A 15,712-nucleotide genomic window follows, 5' to 3' on the forward strand; every position below is an offset into this window, starting at 1 on the left:
GGGTTCGGGCGTGTCCCTCCGCTGCGCTCCGGGCCGGGCTGCGCGCATCCCTCACGCAACTGCAGGGACAGGGGACAGCCGGCAAGGACCCGCCTCTGCGCTGATCCCGTCGAGTACCCTCTCCCGAAGTTGGGAGAGGGTGGACGCCCTGAGGCGGCCGGGTGAGGGCCCCCGCCGCCGCGCCGAACGTCGCACCCCGCACTCCCGACGCCGCCGCCGCCCGTGACGCACCCACGGTCCCGCCTCCGCAGGCACCCCGCCGCCCCGCGCCCCGCGCCCGCCGCCGGGGCGGCCGGCGCGCGCGCGGCGCGGCTGCGGATCGACCGCTGGTGGGTGCCGGCGCTGCTGGCGGCGCTGCACGTGGGGCTGGCGCTCCTGGCGTTCGTCCCCGCGCCGCACCCGGGGGGCGACAACGCCGTTTACCTCGCGCTCGCCCGCTCGCTCCTGGCCGGCGAGGGCTACCGCGACCTGTACGCCCCCGGCGCTCCCGCGCACGTGCAGTTCCCCCCCGGGTTCCCGGCGCTCCTGGCCGCGGGCCTCGCGCTGGGGCTCAGGGCCTGGGCGGGGATCAAGCTGGTGGTCGTCGCGGCGTCCGCGGCCGCGGTGGCGCTCACCTGGGCGTGGGCGCGGCGGCGCGGCGGCCCCCGCGCGGCGCTCGCCGCCGCCTTCCTCGTCGCGGTGAGCCCGGGCGTGCTGGAGCTGAGCCACTGGGAGCTCTCCGACGTGCCGTTCTGGGCGCTCACCATGGCGGCGCTGCTGGGGTGGGAGCGGCTGGGGAGGGGGAGGACGCGCCGCCTGGTCTTCGCCTCGCTCGCGACCGCGGCCGCGTACCTCACGCGCTCGGCAGGGCTGCCGCTGCTGGGGGCGGCGGCGCTCTGGCTGGCGTGGCGGCGGCGCTGGAAGCAGCTCGGCCTCTACCTGCTGGCGACGGTCCCGCCCGCCGCCGCCTGGTGGCTGTGGACGCGGGCGCAGCGCAGCTACCTCGAAGCGTTCTGGTCCGCGAACCCGTACGCGCCCGGCGGGGGGGCACTGACCCTCTCCGGCGTATTCGGGCGGATCGTGGAGAACCTGGGGCTCTACCTGGGCCGCCTCTTCCCCACCCTGCTCTGGGGCTCGGCGGGCACCCTCTTCGTCGTCCTGGGCGGCGCGGTGGCGGCGCTTGCGCTCTACGGCTGGGCGCGGCACCTGCGCCGGCCGGGCGTCGCCGAGGCCTGGTTCCCGCTCTACGCCGGCATGCTCCTGCTCTGGACCCCGCAGTGGGCCGGCGAGCGCCTGGCGCTCCCCCTCCTCCCGCTGGTCCTCCTCTACGCGGGCGAAGGCGTCGTGGCGCTCGCGCGGCTCATGCGGGCGGCCTCGCCCCGCGCGGTGGCGACCGCCGCGGCCGCCGTCTTCGCGCTGGCGTGCGCACCGGGGCTCGCGGCGAAGGTGGGCGCGGGGTCGGCGTGCACGCGCGCGTACCTGGACGGCGACGCCTACGCGTGTCTCTCCGCCGAGTGGCACGACTTCTTTGCGATGGCCGAGGTCGCGCGGGACCGGCTGCCGGACGGCGCGGTGGTGGTCTCGCGCAAGCCGGCGCTCTTCCACGCCGAGTCCGGCCTGCGCGGGCGCACCTTCCCGCTGGCGCGCGACCCCGGCGCCTTCTTCCGCGCGGCGGAGGAGGCCGGCGCCCGCTACGTGGTGCTCGACTACCTGGACGAAGTCTCCACGCAGTACCTCACCCCGATCCTGATCCGCCGCCCGCGGGCGTTCTGCGTGATCGAGGCGCTGGGCCCCGAGCGCGCGGTGCTCTTCGGCATCGCCCCCGGCGCCGCGCGGATGCCCGACCAGCGCGCCGACCCCGGCGCGGCGGAGGTGGACGTCGGCTTCAAGCCGTGCGGGCGGGAGTACCTGCGAACCGAAGTGCGTTAGTACGTGAGTGCGGAAGTGCGTAACTGCTGCGTCCCAACGCACTCACGCACACGCACTCACGCACTTTCTTCTCACCGCGGCCTGCGATTGACGCGGTACACCTGCAGCTGCTTCTCGGAGACGATCACCCAGCGTCCCTCGCGCTTCTCCAGGATCAGCTCCTGGCGCATGGAGCCGGTCCACGCCTCGTCGTCGCCCAGGAACTCCCAACTCTTGTCCACCAGGTCGCGCGCGCGGCCGTCGTCGCGGAAGGTGACGGCCTGGCGGTGCACGGTGATGCTGCGCCGCGGGTACTGCTCCAGCGCCGTCCGCCGGTCGCGGCGCACGAATGAGCGCGAGGCGTTCTCCTCGTTGTAGTAGTCCACCCGCCGGCCGTAGTACGACATGTGGCGGTCCAGGTCGCCGTCCACCCAGGCCTTGTTGGCGTCCAGCACCGCCGCCTGGATCGCCGCCGCCTCGGCGCGCTGCGACGCGGCCCGCGCGGCCGCGGTGTCTTCCGCGGGCGGGGCCGGGGCGCTCTCGGCGGGGAGCGCCGCGGCGGGCGGGGGCGCGGCGGTGTCTTCCAGCGACTCCGACGCCGCGCCCTGCAGCCGCACGAACTCCTCCTCCAGCGCGGCGAGCCGGCTGGTGTCGGGGAGCGCCGGCGCCGCCTCGGCCGTGCGCTCGCGGTCGCCGCCGCCGCGCGTGGCCGCCCACACCGCGATCAGCCCGGCGAGCAGGACGGCCGGGATCCCCCACAGCGCGGGAGAGCGGCGCCGCGCGCGCCGGACGGAGGCCGCCGGACCCGGGCCGGGCGGCGGGCCGACCACGATCGGCGGCGCCTCGCGCGGCGCGGCGGGCGGCGGGGCCGGGGGCGCGGAAGCGGCCGCGGCGGCGGCTGCGGGCATGGCGACGGTGGCGTCCGCGGGGACGGCGACCGGCGCCTCGGCGAGGGGCGGGTGCAGGAGCGTGCGGTCCTCCGCCTCGGCGAGCGCCTCGGCGAAGGCGGCGGCGTTGGGGTAGCGCTCGGCGGGGTCGCGGCGCAGCGCGCGGCCGATCACCTCGCGCAGCGGCGCGGGAACGGCGCGCCAGCGCGGCGTCTCCACCAGCGGCACCTCCTCGCCGGCCAGGAGCCGCTTGCGCTCGCGCTCGGAGAAGGGGCGCTCGCCGGTGAGCAGCTCGTAGCCGATCAGCCCCAGCTGGTACACGTCCGACGCGGGACTGACGGCGCGCTCGGGGTCCAGCTGCTCGGGCGACGCGTACGCGGGGGAGTGCGGGAGCTGGCCCAGGATGGTGATGCTGTCCGAGTCCGCGCCCTCCAGCGGCTTGGCGATGCCGAAGTCCAGCAGCCGCACCGACTCCAGGGCGCCGGCGCCCACCAGGAACACGTTGGCGGGCTTCACGTCGCGGTGCACGATCCCCACGCGGTGGCCGGCGGAGAGCCCGCGCGCGGCCTCGCGCAGGATGCGCAGCGCCTCCTCGGGCGGGGGCGGCCCGTCGACGAGCGCCTGCTTGAGGTCGCGCCCGCGCAGGAGCTCCATGACGATGAAGTCCAGGTCCAGCTCGGGGTCGGTCCCGTAGTCGTAGATCTGGACCACGTTCGGGTGGTGGGGGATGCGCGCCGCCGAGGCCGCCTCGCGCCGGAAGCGCTCGCGCAGGTTGTCGCGCAGCCCCTCCGACTCGGCCGGGATGGAGACCACCTTGACCGCCACGGGGCGCCCCAGAGTGTGGTCGAGCCCGCGGAAGACCACGCTCATCCCGCCGGAGCCGATCACCTCCTCCAGCTCGTAGCGCCCGGCGAGCGTGCGCCCGACCAGGACCCGTCCGAAGGGCTGGCTCATCCCGCGCCCGCCTCCACGGCGGGCGCGCGGGCGTCCTGCCCTCGCACCGCCAGCGCGATCTGCCGCACGGCGCCCAGGTGGTAGGCCGCGTGCGCGAGCGCCCCCGCCACGGCCGCGAGCGTGAGCTCCTTCCAGTCCCGCACCTCGTCGACGGTGCGGCGGAGGCGCTCGTACTCGCCCCGGAGCGCGGCCCGCAGCTCCTCCCACCCGCGCTCGTCGACCGTCTCCACCGCCCAGCTCCGGGCCCAGTCGGGACGCACCCGCTCGCCCGCGATGAAGCGCGACAGCACGTCCATGCTGAAGCGCAGGTGCTCGGCGTGCGCGGCCACGCTCCTCCTCCCCGACCCCGGCGCGCGCGACGCCTCCCCGGCCGAGAGCGCGCGCAGGGTGCCGAAGAGCCCGGAGTCCGCCGCGTTCTCCACGAACCACGTCATCCGCGGGTCGCGCGGCCCCTCGTACCCTTCCGCCAGCACTTCCAGCAGCGAGCGCAGCACCGCGTCCCGCGTGAAGATCGACATCCTCGTCTCCGTACGCCTGGGTCGAACCCGAGCGAAGGAGGGGGAGCAAGGGGTATGCCTTGGACGGATCGCCCTTCCCGGATGCCGCTCGTGCGCTTCCCCGGTGGTCAACTGCTCATCTCACACGGGGGAAACAGAGGAAGCAGAGAACTCACCGCTCGTCGTGGTTTCCTCTGCTACCTCTGCTTCCTCTGCGTGAGGCCAGGCAGTTCGTGGTTTGATCTCATATCACACGATGAGCTGCACCCGCTCGGGCTCGCTCTCAGCCTCCGCCTGGTCGGCGCGGATCAGGCGGGCGGGGTAGACCAGCTCCAGCAGCGGCGAGGTCATGAAGGTGGTCGCCAGCGCCATCAGCACCAGCATGGCGAAGAGCGCGGGCGAGATCACCCCGATGTCCAGGCCGATGTTCAGGATCACCAGCTCCATCAGCCCGCGCGTGTTCATCAGCACCCCGATCGCCCCCGCCTCGCGCCAGCCCATCCCCGTCGCCCGCGCCGCCACCGCCGAGCCGCCCCACTTCCCGGCGATGGCGACCACCACGATCACCCCGCAGAACGCCCACATCTCCATCCCCTCCAGCAGGCCGACCCGCGTCCGGAGGCCCGTGAAGGCGAAGAAGAGCGGGAGGAGCAGCACCACGGTGAGGTCCTCCAGCTTCTCGGAGAGCGCGTGGACGAAGCCCTCGCCGCGGGGCATCACCGCGCCGGCCAGGAAGGCGCCGAAGAGGGCGTGGATCCCCAGCGCCTCCGTCGTCCAGGCGGACGCGAGCACCACCAGGAGGATCGCGGCCAGCATGTCCTGCGTGAGCACCTCGCCCCGGCGCGCGTACCAGCGCTCCAGCCCCGCCAGCGGGCGGCGCGCCACGAAGAGCATGAGCAGGATGAAGGCAGCCGAGCCGCCGAGCGTGGCCCAGAGCGGCGGCCCGCCCGCGCCCGAGCGCACCAGCGCCACCACGCCCGCCAGGATCCACCACGCCGTCACGTCGTTCACCGCCGCGCAGGCGAGCGCCACGGCGCCCACCCGGGTGCCCAGCAGGTCGCGCTCGGTGAGGATGCGCGCCAGCACGGGGAAGGCGGTCACGCTCATGGCCGCGCCCATGAAGAGCGCGAAGCCGCCGAAGCGCACCCCGTCGTCCGAGAGGCGCGGGTAGAGGAAGAGCGCCAGCGCGGCGCCCAGCACGAAGGGCACGGCGATGCTGGCGTGGCTGGTGACCACGGCGGTGCGGCTCCTCCCCCGCAGCAGCCGCGGGTCGAGCTCCAGCCCCACCAGGAACATGAAGATGAGCAGCCCCACCTGGCTGATGGCGCCCAGCAGCCCCAGCGACCCGGCCGGGAAGAGCCGCTCCGACACCGCCGGCGCCGCCCAGCCGAGAAGCGACGGCCCCAGCAGGATCCCGGCGACCATCTCGCCCATCACCTGCGGCTGGCGGATGCGGCGGAAGAGGACCCCCACCAGCCGCGCGGCCGCCACGATCACGCCCACCTGCACCAGCAGGAGGAGGAGGTCCGTCATCGGCGCCCCCTCCCCCGCCCCGCCGGCTGCCGGACGGCGGCGACGTGCGTCGGGCGGCAGCGCGGGTCGCCGGGGATCAGGATCGTCCCGGTCATCCGGTCGGGCTCGGCGGCGCGGTCGACCCGCGCCCGGAAGACCATCCCCCGCCCCGGGTCGCACGGAGAGTCCGCCGGCGGGACAGGACCGGTCTTCTCGACGGCCAGGATCGAGTCGCCCTGGAGCACGCCCGTGAACCGGAGCACGCCGGCCTGGACCACCAGGTGGACGCCCGACTGCTCCACCTCCAGCAGCAGCGGCTCGGGGCGCCTCTCGCTCCGCCACGTCCCGCCGACCGACGGCGGCGCCTGCAGGCCGCGGCCCGCGCGCAGGATCGCCAGCAGCGCGGCCAGCGGGAGGCCCACCAGCAACGCGTAGAACAGGAGCGCGCGGAGCGCGGAGGCGCGGGGGATCGGGCTCACGGGTGCGTACGTCAACAAAAAGCCGCCTCGTCGGCGCGGGCGGCGGAGAAAAGCGCGTTCCGGGGGCGCGGGGCGGAATCTAGCTGCCGCCGGTCCGGACGCAACGCGGACTTCGCCCTCGCCCTCCCCTGCACGCCGCACCGGGCACGCGCGCCCGACCGTCTCTCCCTCTCACCTCCACCGATCACCGGAGCGGGCGTGGACAAAGTGTACAGCGTTTGCCAGCAGTATGTCCAATGTTGTACCTGGACAGGTCATGAACAAACCCGGTCGCCGTCAGTGTTTTCGCATCAGTCGCGTCAATTCGCCGTCCGTGGAATCTCTTGACAAAGATTGAACAGACCTTGTAGGCTTCTCGCCATGTCACGGGACGACGTGGAGCGGGAGCCGAGACACCCGATCCGGGTGGTGAGCGAGCGCACGGGGCTCTCGCCCGACGTGCTGCGCGCCTGGGAGAAGCGCTACGGCGCCGTCGCCCCGCCGCGGCGCGAGGGGATGGGGCAGCGGCTGTACAGCGACGCCGACGTGGAGCGGCTGCGGCTGCTCCGGCGCGTGACCCAGGCCGGGCGCCCGATCGGCCAGGTGGCGGGGCTGGGCGACGACGAGCTGCTCAGGCTGGCGCGCGAGGACGAGGAGCAGCGCGCCCTGCTGGCCGCCTCGCCCGCCGCGCGGCGCGACGGCCGGGCCGCGGCCGCGTACGTCAGCCGCGCGCTGGACGAGGCGCGCGCCCTGGACGGCCCCGGGCTGGAGGGGGTGCTGCGGCGCGCCCTGGTGGCCATGGGGGCCGAGTCGTTCATCGACGAGGTGGCGGTGGCGTTCCTGCGCGCCGTGGGCGCCGGGTGGGAGGAGGGGCGGCTGGGGGTGGCGCACGAGCACCTGGCCTCGGCGGCGCTGACCGGGGTGCTGGCGATGGTCACCGACACGGCCGAGGCCAACGGGGCGGGGAGGGTGGTGGTGGCCACCCCCGCCCGCCAGCGGCACGAGCTGGGGGCGCTCCTGGCGGCGGCCACGGCGGCCACGGCCGGGTGGCGGGTCACGTACCTGGGCGCCGACCTCCCCGCCGAGGAGATCGCCCGCGCCGCCGCGCAGACCGACGCCCGCGCCGTGGCGCTCAGCGTGGTCTACCCCGCCGACGGCGCCGCGCTGGGCGACGAGATGCGCCGGCTGCGGCGCGCCCTGCCGCCCGGGACCGCGGTGATCGCCGGCGGCGAGGGGGCGCGGCGCCTGGGCCCGCTCCTGCACGAGACGGCGATCACCTTCCTCCCCACCCTCCCCGAGTTCCGCCGCGCGCTGGAGCAGATGGGAAGTGCGTGAGGGCTCCTCCGCGGCAACTACGATCGAGCGGGGATTCGGCGCTATTCCGATTCGAGGACCTGCAGCTGGGATTCCATCCGCCTGCGAGCAGCCGTGATCGCGGTATGGAGCTTCTGCTCGAGGATTTCCCGCGGCGGCAGCTCGGTGATGTACTCAGCGACCCGGATGCCGCTCTTCTCGAGCTGGAGCAGCTCGACGTGCTCCTCTGACTTGCCTGCACACAGGATGAGGCCGAGCGGCGACTCCTCGCCTGGACGCTGCTCGTATTTCTGAAGCCACCGGAGGTACAGCTCCATCTGTCCTTTGTCCGCCGCCTGGAAACGGCCCAGCTTCAGGTCGATCGCGATCAGGCGCCGCAGCCGCCGGTGGAAGAAGAGGAGGTCCAGCCGGTAGTCGACGCCGTCGACGGTCATCCGCTTCTGGCGGCCCACGAAGGCGAAATCGGTTCCGAGCTCGGCGATGAAGCCCTCGATCTCCCGGAGGATCGCCGTTTCGAGGTCTCGCTCGTCGTAGGCGTCCTTCAGGCGGAGGAAATCGAGAACGTACTGGTCACGAAAGACCAGATCCGCGCTCATGCGATCTTCGTTGCGAAGAGCTTGCAGCTCTTTTGCGGCGAGGATCTCCGGTTTCCTGGAGATGGCGGTCCTCTCGAAGAGCATGCCCTGGATCTTCTGCTGGAGCGTGCGGACGCTCCAGCGCTCGGTCATGCACATCTGCGCGTAGAACTCGCGCCGGAGCGAATCGTCGAGGGCTGTCAGGACCACGAGGTGCGACCACCCCAATTGTGCAGACATCGTCTGCACAATCTCCGCGTCCGGGAAAGCCCTTGCCACCCGCACCATGTTGAAGAGGTTGCGCCGCGAGAAGCCGGAGCCGTACTCGGTGGCGAGGCGGTCCGCCAGCCGCTCCACGACCTGTTTTCCGTATTCGCCACGATCATCGGCCAGGACCTCGCGCCCGATCCTCTCGCCGATGCTCCAGTAGGTGATGGCCATCGCCGAGTTCACCACCCGTGCGGTGTGCTGGCGGGAGGCCTCGATCAAGGAGCGGATCTCGGCCAGCAGCCGCCGCTCGCCGGAGGGCGGTCTCCCGGCCGGTGCCAGGTGTGCGCCGCCCACGCGTGAGATGGGCTCCGCCTTGCCTTTGGTGACTTTGTCGCTCATCAGAATGGAATGGGAAGGAAGGTTTGGAGCGGGGGGACGGCATAATACACGAAACTGGACCGGAGCGCATCTGTCTCGAGCTTCGGCTCCCCCGTGCGCGGTGAAGCGGATGGGCCAATGTGCAGACGCCGTCTGCACAATCGGCATCGGCTGCGCCCTTGCGGACGCCGCCCGCGCGACACAGGTTCATCGGCGCCGCCGCGGCCCGCGGCGGACTTCTTCTTCTCGATCATCCCGATGAACCATAGCATCTACCTTTCTCCCGACGAGTTGTCGCGCCTGGTGGTGGAGGCGGCCGTCAACGCCGACGAGCAGGGCTTCTGGAACGGCCCACGCCCGATCGCCGAGGACGCCGTCGGCCACCTGGTGCGCTTCCTGGGGCTGCTCCTGGCGGGCGACGACGACATCAGCCCGAAGGAGATGGACGTCTTCGCCGACGTGTTCGCCGCGGCCGCGGGCGAGCGGCCCCCGCACGAGGAGCTGCGCGCCTCCGTGCTCGACAGCGTGCTCCTGGCCGACGACCCCGACGCGCTGCAGGAGTACCTGGTGTCCACCCCCGACTACCTGCGCGCGGTGATGGCGATGGACCGCGAGCGCGGCACCCGCAACGCCGACCAGGTGGTCACCGCGCTCAGCGGCCTGGGCCTGGCCGTGCTGGCCGCCGACGGCCAGGCCGCGGTGGAGGAGGACGCCATCTTCATCACCCACCTGAACCACCTGCGCGGCGAGCTGGAGGCCCAGGGCGTGGCCGTCACGACGGATTGACCGCCGCAGCACCGCGTCCGAACGCGAAGGCCGCCTCCTCGCCGGGGGCGGCCCTTTTGCGATCGGTCAGCTTCGTGCGGCAAAGACAGGTCTTCGGGCTCGATCGGCCGAGCCCATGCAAGGGAGGATCGGTCCATGTCCAACCACCCCCGCGGCAGGCGCGCCGTCTTCTTCTTCTGCGCGGAGCTGGAGCGCGACCCGGTGGCGGCGCGCGTGTTCGAGGCGTCCGCCCGCCTCCTCGACCTGCGCGAGACGGGCGAGGAGGTGGACGGCTTCCCGGTGCTGGCCCACCGCGACGCGCACGGCCGCGAGCTCGCGTACGTCCGCACGGCCGACGTGCTGAGCCACGACTACCCCCGCTACCTCCCGGCGCTCACCGGGCGCTTCGCGGCGTACGACCTGGCCCTGCTGGTCAACTGGCACGAGGGCGCCAACGCGCCGGAGCGGATCCTGATGGCCCACACCACCGGCGACGTGCCCTCGGCGACGTTCGGGGCGGCCGACCCCGGCCTCACCCTGGGCGTGCTGCGGGCGCTGGAGAGAGCGCGCGCCGAGGCCGGGCTGGACCACTACCGCACGGTCACCGAGGCGACCCACTGGTCCGGCGTGCCGCGCGGGCATCCGCCCGCGCTGCTGGCGGCCTACCCGGTGCCCCTGCTGGACGTGGAGATCGGCAGCAGCCCCGCGAGCTGGGCGGACCCGGCGGCGGTGGAGGCGCTCGCCCGCGCCCTGCCGCGGGTGTTCGACGAGGCGGACGGGCCGCACGCATCGCTCCTCTGCCTGGGCGGGGTCCACTTCGAGCCCGCCTTCCGCGACGCCGTGCTGGGCGAGGCGCGGCCGCACCGGGTGGCCGTCTCGCACATCCTGGCCAACCAGTGGCTGGCGGCGGGCGGCTACGAGGGCGAGGAGGGGGTGGAGAAGCTGGCCGCCTGCGCGGCGACCATCGCCGGCGGCGTGGACGCGGTCGTCTTCCACGACAACCTGAAGGGCCCGCTCAAGGCCTCCGCCCGCGCCCTGGCCGAGCGGCTGGGCGTCCCCGCCTTCCAGCACCGGCGGCTGCGGCAGCCCGAGCCGCTGTTCCCGGCGCCCGTCCCGGAGCGGCGGGGGTGAGCGGCGCCGGCGGCGGCGGACGCCGGCCGGTCCCTCAGCGGCCGCGCCCGCCCGCGCCGAGCCGGGCGAGGACCGCCTCCAGCGCCGGATCGCGCAGCCCCAGGTAGTCCGCCCAGCTCGCCGCCACCGGCACGTCCGGGTCGACGCTCGGCACGGAGAGGTCGTAGCAGTACGTTTCCGGGGGGCAGGGCGCCGGGGAATAGCTGTGCGCGCCGTTCGCGAAGTGCGCCTTGAACCCGGAGTTCGGCAGCCTGACGTTCCCTCCCTCCGCCCACGTCTCCAGCACGTCGCCCACGGGCTCGCCCACGATCGTCACGTCCCCCGCCTCGCGCCACGACGCGACCTGCGTGATCCCCGCCGAGAAGGTCGCCCGCCCGGTGATCACGAACCGCGGGATCCCGCGCGTGCGCTCCTGCAGCTGCTTCATCAGCTCCGCGGCGAGCGTCAGGTTCCCGCCCGTGTTGAAGCGGACGTCCATCACGAACGCCCTGGGCTTGTGCTGGTCGAGCGCCGCCAGCAGCCGCTCGCCGAACCGGGCCGTGCTCTCGCCGGCCGCGTCCTGCGAGCGGTTGTACTGGAAGTACAGCACGCCGCTCTCCGGCAGGTACTCGAACCAGTAGTTGCGGGTCGGGTTCCTCAGGTACAGGGGCAGCGGTCCACGCGACGCCGACAGCACCTGCACCCACGTCGAATCGGTCCCGGGATGCAGCGGCGACAGGTCCCACCACGCCTCGACCGCGGCGTCGCGCCGGGCCAGGGGAAGCGGCTTCACGACGACGCGCCGCCCGGTGCCGCCCCGGCAGTCCGATACGCCGAACGCCACCGAGTCCGGCGACGGGACGATCCCGAAGCCGTGCAGCATCTCGGGGCTGGTGAGCGAGTAGACGCTCTTGTAGTCGACCCAGGACGGGTTGCCGGCGAAGGCCGGCGCCACGCGGTCGCGCGCCTGCCGCGCGATGGTGCCCGCCACGTCGTCGACCCGGCAGCCGAGCAGCGCGCGGTGCTCCGGCGTGGCGCGGACCACGCGCAGGCCGTCGCTGAACCACCACAGGCGGACCGGCAGGCGGCGCAGCTCGGTGGCGTTGCGCAGGAGGTAGAGCCGCGTGTGGGCGTTGCCGCCGAGCGCGATGGCCGAGGCCAGGCGCACGATCACCTCGTCGTCGTCGAGCTCGGCCAGGCGGGCGCGCGTGTCGGCGAGCCGCTCCAGGAAGAGCGCGCGCTCGCCGGGGCTGAAGCTCCTGTCCAGCTCGATGAAGCGCGTCGCCAGCGCGTCGATGTCCTGCGCCCAGGCCTCCACGCGGTCGCGCGGCTTCGGGTAGTCGGGGATGCGCCTGAGCGCGAAGGCGAGCGTGTCGCGCCCCTGCCTGAGGCTGCCGACCAGCCGCCCCTCGCTCAGCGCGGCGCCGACCATGACGGCCATCGCGCCCTCGCCGATCCGCAGGGTGACGGAGTCGCCCGCCAGCCGCACCTCGTCCGCCGGGAACGTCCGGCCCAGGGTCTCGAGCGCGCCGCCGGGCCCGCCGGTGTCGGGGCGCAGGGTGAGCGTGATGAACTGGGGCCAGCGCGAGGTGCGCATCTCGCCCTCCCACCCCCCGTACAGCGCGCTCCCGGCCGCGGCGGAGGTGGGCTGCTGGGCGGGGAGGCGGCCCGCGTGGAGGACGGCGCCGGCGAGGAGGAAAAGGACGCTGCGAAGCATGGCGGGATCGGGGGATCGACGTCGGAGTGGGGGCCGGGACGTGCCGCCGGCCGCGAACCCCGGCTTGGACACGGGAAGCGGTCGATAGGCTGGAATCGCGGCGACAAACTGTTATCCGCAGATCATCAGAGCCATAGCGTCGGCACAGTGCTGCGTCCCCGCGCTCGCTACGAGCGAAGCGAGGACGTCCTCCCCCAGGCCGTTTTGGGGGAGGGACAGGCGCCCCAGGCGCCAGGGAGAGGGCCCCGCGGGCCGCCCTCACCCGCGCCCCGCCCCGACGCTCCCGCCGTCGCCGCCCGCGCCCGCCATCGCCCCCGCGGGCACGCGCAGGGGGAGCCGCAGCGTGAAGACGCTCCCCTCGCCCAGCGCGCTGATCACCTCCACGTCGCCGCCCATCATCCGGGCCAGGTGGCGCGAGACGGCCAGCCCCAGCCCCGTGCCGCCCGCCACGCGCGTGGTGGCGTCGTCCACCTGGCGGAAGGGCTCGAAGATGCGCTCCAGGTCGTCGGGCGCGATCCCGATCCCCGTGTCGCGCACGCGGAACTCCACCCACCCGTCCGCCTCGCACACCTGGAAGCCGATCTCCCCCGCCTGGGTGAACTTCACCGCGTTGCCCAGCAGGTTCACCAGCACCTGCCGCAGCTTGCGCGCGTCGGTCACCAGCCGCTCGGGCTCCACCCGCTCCGGCGCGCGGAACGCCAGCCGCTTCCCCGCCGCCAGCGGCTCCACGATCGCCACCACCTCGCGCAGCACGTCGTCCAGCGCTACCTCCTCCAGCTCCACCGTCTCGCGCCCCGCCTCGATGCGCGCGTAGGAGAGGATCTCCTCGATCACCGAGAGCAGGTGCCGCGACGCCAGCGCGATGCGCTCCACCGGGCGGCGCGTGGCCTCCGACAGCTCCTCGGGGATCCCCGCCAGCAGCAGGTCCGAGTAGCCGAGCACCGCGTTCAGCGGCGTGCGCAGCTCGTGGCTCATGGTGGCCAGGAACGACGCCTTCGCCCGGTTGGCCCGCTGCAGCTCCAGGTTCAGCGCCTGCGTCTGCTCCACGCGCGTCTCCAGCTCCAGCGCCTGCGCCTTGAGGCGGGCCGCGAGCTCGCGCGCCTGCGCCGCCGTTCTCTCGGCCACCCCGCGCGCCGCCTCGATCTCCCCGCGGGCGCGCAGCTCGGGCGTCACGTCGCGCGTCACCGTCCCCAGCCCGATCGTCTCCCCCGTCTGCGGGTCGGGGATGGTGAAGAGGGTGAACTGCACCGGCACCTCGTCGCCCGTCTCCAGGGCGCGGAAGCGCGTCTCCCCCTGCCAGCGCCCGCCCGCGCGCACCGCGGGGAGGATCTCGCCTTCGAGCCGCGCCGCCTCGCCGGGCGCGAAGAAGTCGGCCACCCGCTTCCCCGCCCCCGCGCCGGGCGCGAGCCCCAGCAGGCGGCGCCCGGCGCGGTTCAGGTAGAGCACCTCGCCCTCGGGGCTGGCGAAGCCGATCAGGTCCGAGCTGCTCTCCACGATGGAGACCAGCCGCTCGCGCTCGGCCAGCGCCACCCGGAGCGCCTCGGCGCGCAGCTCGGCGGTGGCGCGGGCGTTCACCTGCGCGCGGCCGATGCCGAAGAGCAGGAGCGAGAGCGCGAGCCCCGCCGCCGCGATTCCCGGGACGAAGACGCGGTTGAGCCCCGCCTCGAACGCCGGGCGCGACTGGAACGCCAGCGTGAGCCGGCGCCCCGCCACCTCGATCCGCTCCACGGCGGTGAAGGCGGGGCGGCGCTCGGGCGGCAGCTCCCCGCGCGAGTCGTAGAGGAGCGCCGCGGGACGGACGGCGGCGCCGTCGTAGACCTGGAAGGTGACGCGCGGCTGGCGCTCGCTGCCGAAGACGCCCGCGAACAGGTCGGCCGCGCGGAAGGGGGCGTAGACGAAGCCCTCCAGCCACGCGCGCCGCTCGGCGACGGTGGCGGGCACGCCGCCGCCGCGGTAGACGGGGGTGTAGATCAGGAAGCCGGCCTGCTCCGCGCTCTCGATCTCCTGCTTGAGCGTCACCCGGCCGCTCAGCGTGGACATGCCCCGGTCGCGGGCGCGCTCCATGGCCTCGCGCCGCACGGGGTCGCTGGACATGTCGAAGCCCAGGGCCGCGCGGTTGCGCTCGTCCAGCGGCTCCAGGTAGAGGATGGTGTGCCGCTCGGGAGCCCGCGTCCCGGGCCAGACGCGGAAGTCCGCCAGCCCGTCGGCGCGCGCGGCGGCCTCCACGGCGGCCGCCCGGCCCGGCGCCAGGCGCAGGGTGTAGCCGATCCCCTGCACGCCCGGGTAGCGCTCGCGCAGCCGCAGCCGCCCCACGTAGGCGCGGAACTCGTCCCTGGTCACCTCGCCGCTGGCGTCGAAGAGCGCCGCGCCCCCGCGCAGCAGGGCCACGTAGGTGTCCAGGCGGTCCTGGATGCGGTCGCGCGTGGACTGCACCGCGTTCTCGAAGCGCGCCTGGTCGCGCGCGCGCGTGAACCCGGCCGCGGCGAGGGTGGCCGCGAGCGTGGCCAGCAGCGACACCGCCAGCACCACGTACGGCACCCGGCTGCGGCGCCGCGGCGGCGCGGTCGGCGGGGACGGGAGAGCGGCGGCGGTCGGCGTCACGGCCTTCGGGCGGCGGGTTCGGACGGCTCGTCATCGCGGCTCAGCCGCGTCACGGGCCCGGGACTGCGCCGCCCGACGCAAGTTCCGTGGCGACACGTCACTACCGCGCCGTCCGCCGGTGAGATGGATGGGTGGGGAACGCGGAGTGCGAGGGGGGCTGGGCGAATGAATTCGCGGCAACAACCACACGAAGTCCGCCTGCGCGGACTGGCGGGCTGCGCCCGCGCGCTCCGCGCCCGAGATCGGCGTGCCGGCGCCGAACGCGGCCTCCGGACCTCGCCTGGCGGCTGGAAGCTCGCCCCGCAGCCTCGCGCAGTTTGCGAGGCTTCCCGCAGTTGTTGCAGCGGCTTCAGCCGCCCGGCGCGGGGGCCTTCGCCTGCCGGTCGAGCGCGCGGCGCAGCTCGACGGTGTTGCGCGCCGTCGCCGCGACGGTGAAGCAGAGCGTGCCGGCGATCACCGACTGCACGATCGTGGCGATCCCCAGCATCCAGCCCAGGCCGTTCGCCCGCCTCCCGCCGCCGGTGTAGACGCCGAGCGCGTCGTACGCCGGCAGCTCGGTGGTCCCCAGCGTCGAGATCGTCCAGATCCCCAGGATGACGCCGAAGACGATGATCAGGTAGCCGAGCACCTCCAGGAACGGTGCGGAGAGCTCGCCCGGGTAGCCGCCCTGGACGGGCCGGGCCTGCGGCACCCCGCCCTCGTCGGCCGTGCGCGCCGTGCGAGCGCCGCCCAGGAGCTGGCTGCAGTTGTAGCAGCGCTCCGCGTCCGGCCCGTTCCGGTTGCCGCAGTTGGGGCAGACGACGCTGGCGGCGGATTCCTGGGGCGGGTCGGGTGTGCTCATGAGCTC

12 protein-coding genes are annotated in these 15,712 nt (G+C 74.3%); 4 read left to right on the top strand and 8 right to left on the bottom strand.

All coding sequences use genetic code 11. From position 1 onward, the window contains the following. Positions 1-222 precede the first annotated feature (222 nt). Positions 223-1,908, top strand: a complete 1,686-nt coding sequence (locus tag VF746_26100; GenBank protein ID HEX8695916.1) for a glycosyltransferase family 39 protein — start codon at positions 223-225, stop codon at positions 1,906-1,908. A 71-nt stretch (positions 1,909-1,979) separates the two neighbouring features. Here VF746_26100 and VF746_26105 read toward each other — a convergent pair whose 3' ends face one another. The 4 genes from VF746_26105 to VF746_26120 form a co-directional block, all read right to left on the bottom strand. Then, entirely contained in the window at positions 1,980-3,728 is a 1,749-nt protein-coding gene (locus VF746_26105) for a serine/threonine-protein kinase (protein HEX8695917.1), read from the bottom strand. Further along, complete coding sequence (locus VF746_26110) at positions 3,725-4,246, bottom strand: DinB family protein (protein ID HEX8695918.1); 522 nt, start codon at positions 4,244-4,246, stop codon at positions 3,725-3,727. The genes VF746_26105 and VF746_26110 overlap by 4 nt, the downstream gene beginning before the upstream one ends. Before the next feature lie 228 nt (positions 4,247-4,474). Beyond that, entirely contained in the window at positions 4,475-5,758 is a 1,284-nt protein-coding gene (locus VF746_26115) for a cation:proton antiporter (protein HEX8695919.1), read from the bottom strand. Further along, entirely contained in the window at positions 5,755-6,231 is a 477-nt protein-coding gene (locus tag VF746_26120; GenBank protein ID HEX8695920.1) for a hypothetical protein, read from the bottom strand. The genes VF746_26115 and VF746_26120 overlap by 4 nt, the downstream gene beginning before the upstream one ends. A 345-nt stretch (positions 6,232-6,576) precedes the next feature. On the opposite strand from VF746_26120, the gene VF746_26125 reads away from it, so the two are divergent. After that, a complete protein-coding gene (locus VF746_26125) occupies positions 6,577-7,530 on the top strand; it encodes a MerR family transcriptional regulator (GenBank protein HEX8695921.1) in 954 nt (317 codons plus the stop codon). 41 nt (positions 7,531-7,571) lie between these two features. On the opposite strand, the gene VF746_26130 is transcribed toward VF746_26125, so the two are convergent. Beyond that, the gene (locus tag VF746_26130) at positions 7,572-8,693 is read right to left on the bottom strand and encodes a PDDEXK nuclease domain-containing protein (protein HEX8695922.1); all 1,122 of its coding nucleotides are present in this window, start codon (positions 8,691-8,693) and stop codon (positions 7,572-7,574) included. 237 nt (positions 8,694-8,930) lie between these two features. Between VF746_26130 and VF746_26135 the strand changes: the two genes are divergently transcribed. Both VF746_26135 and VF746_26140 read left to right on the top strand, forming a co-directional pair. Beyond that, positions 8,931-9,458, top strand: coding sequence for a hypothetical protein (locus tag VF746_26135; GenBank protein ID HEX8695923.1), 528 nt, complete (start codon positions 8,931-8,933; stop codon positions 9,456-9,458). Positions 9,459-9,593: 135 nt separating this feature from the next. After that, positions 9,594-10,568 carry a D-aminoacyl-tRNA deacylase gene (locus VF746_26140; protein ID HEX8695924.1) on the top strand — a complete coding sequence of 325 codons (975 nt, stop codon included), beginning with the start codon at positions 9,594-9,596 and terminating at the stop codon, positions 10,566-10,568. A gap of 34 nt (positions 10,569-10,602) precedes the next feature. Here VF746_26140 and VF746_26145 read toward each other — a convergent pair whose 3' ends face one another. The 3 genes from VF746_26145 to VF746_26155 form a co-directional block, all read right to left on the bottom strand. Next, on the bottom strand, positions 10,603-12,264 hold the full coding sequence (locus VF746_26145; GenBank protein HEX8695925.1) for a hypothetical protein: 1,662 nt from the start codon (positions 12,262-12,264) through the stop codon (positions 10,603-10,605). A gap of 258 nt (positions 12,265-12,522) precedes the next feature. After that, entirely contained in the window at positions 12,523-14,865 is a 2,343-nt protein-coding gene (locus tag VF746_26150; GenBank protein HEX8695926.1) for a CHASE domain-containing protein, read from the bottom strand. Between the two features lie 349 nt (positions 14,866-15,214). Further along, the gene (locus VF746_26155; GenBank protein ID HEX8695927.1) at positions 15,215-15,706 is read right to left on the bottom strand and encodes a hypothetical protein; all 492 of its coding nucleotides are present in this window, start codon (positions 15,704-15,706) and stop codon (positions 15,215-15,217) included. Positions 15,707-15,712 lie beyond the last annotated feature (6 nt).

Origin of the sequence: Longimicrobium sp., from assembly GCA_036389795.1 — a bacterium.
Taxonomy (GTDB): Bacteria; Gemmatimonadota; Gemmatimonadetes; order Longimicrobiales; family Longimicrobiaceae; genus Longimicrobium.

Bases quoted from the DNA above. Each gene is read 5' to 3' on its own strand.
- VF746_26105 (HEX8695917.1), bottom strand. From the start codon at position 3,728: ATGAGCCAGCCCTTCGGACGGGTCCTGGTCGGGCGCACGCTCGCCGGG.
- VF746_26110 (HEX8695918.1), bottom strand. From the start codon at position 4,246: ATGTCGATCTTCACGCGGGACGCGGTGCTGCGCTCGCTGCTGGAAGTG.
- VF746_26115 (HEX8695919.1), bottom strand. From the start codon at position 5,758: ATGACGGACCTCCTCCTCCTGCTGGTGCAGGTGGGCGTGATCGTGGCG.
- VF746_26125 (HEX8695921.1), top strand. From the start codon at position 6,577: ATGTCACGGGACGACGTGGAGCGGGAGCCGAGACACCCGATCCGGGTG.
- VF746_26130 (HEX8695922.1), bottom strand. From the start codon at position 8,693: ATGAGCGACAAAGTCACCAAAGGCAAGGCGGAGCCCATCTCACGCGTG.
- VF746_26135 (HEX8695923.1), top strand. From the start codon at position 8,931: ATGAACCATAGCATCTACCTTTCTCCCGACGAGTTGTCGCGCCTGGTG.
- VF746_26140 (HEX8695924.1), top strand. From the start codon at position 9,594: ATGTCCAACCACCCCCGCGGCAGGCGCGCCGTCTTCTTCTTCTGCGCG.
- VF746_26145 (HEX8695925.1), bottom strand. From the start codon at position 12,264: ATGCTTCGCAGCGTCCTTTTCCTCCTCGCCGGCGCCGTCCTCCACGCG.
- VF746_26155 (HEX8695927.1), bottom strand. From the start codon at position 15,706: ATGAGCACACCCGACCCGCCCCAGGAATCCGCCGCCAGCGTCGTCTGC.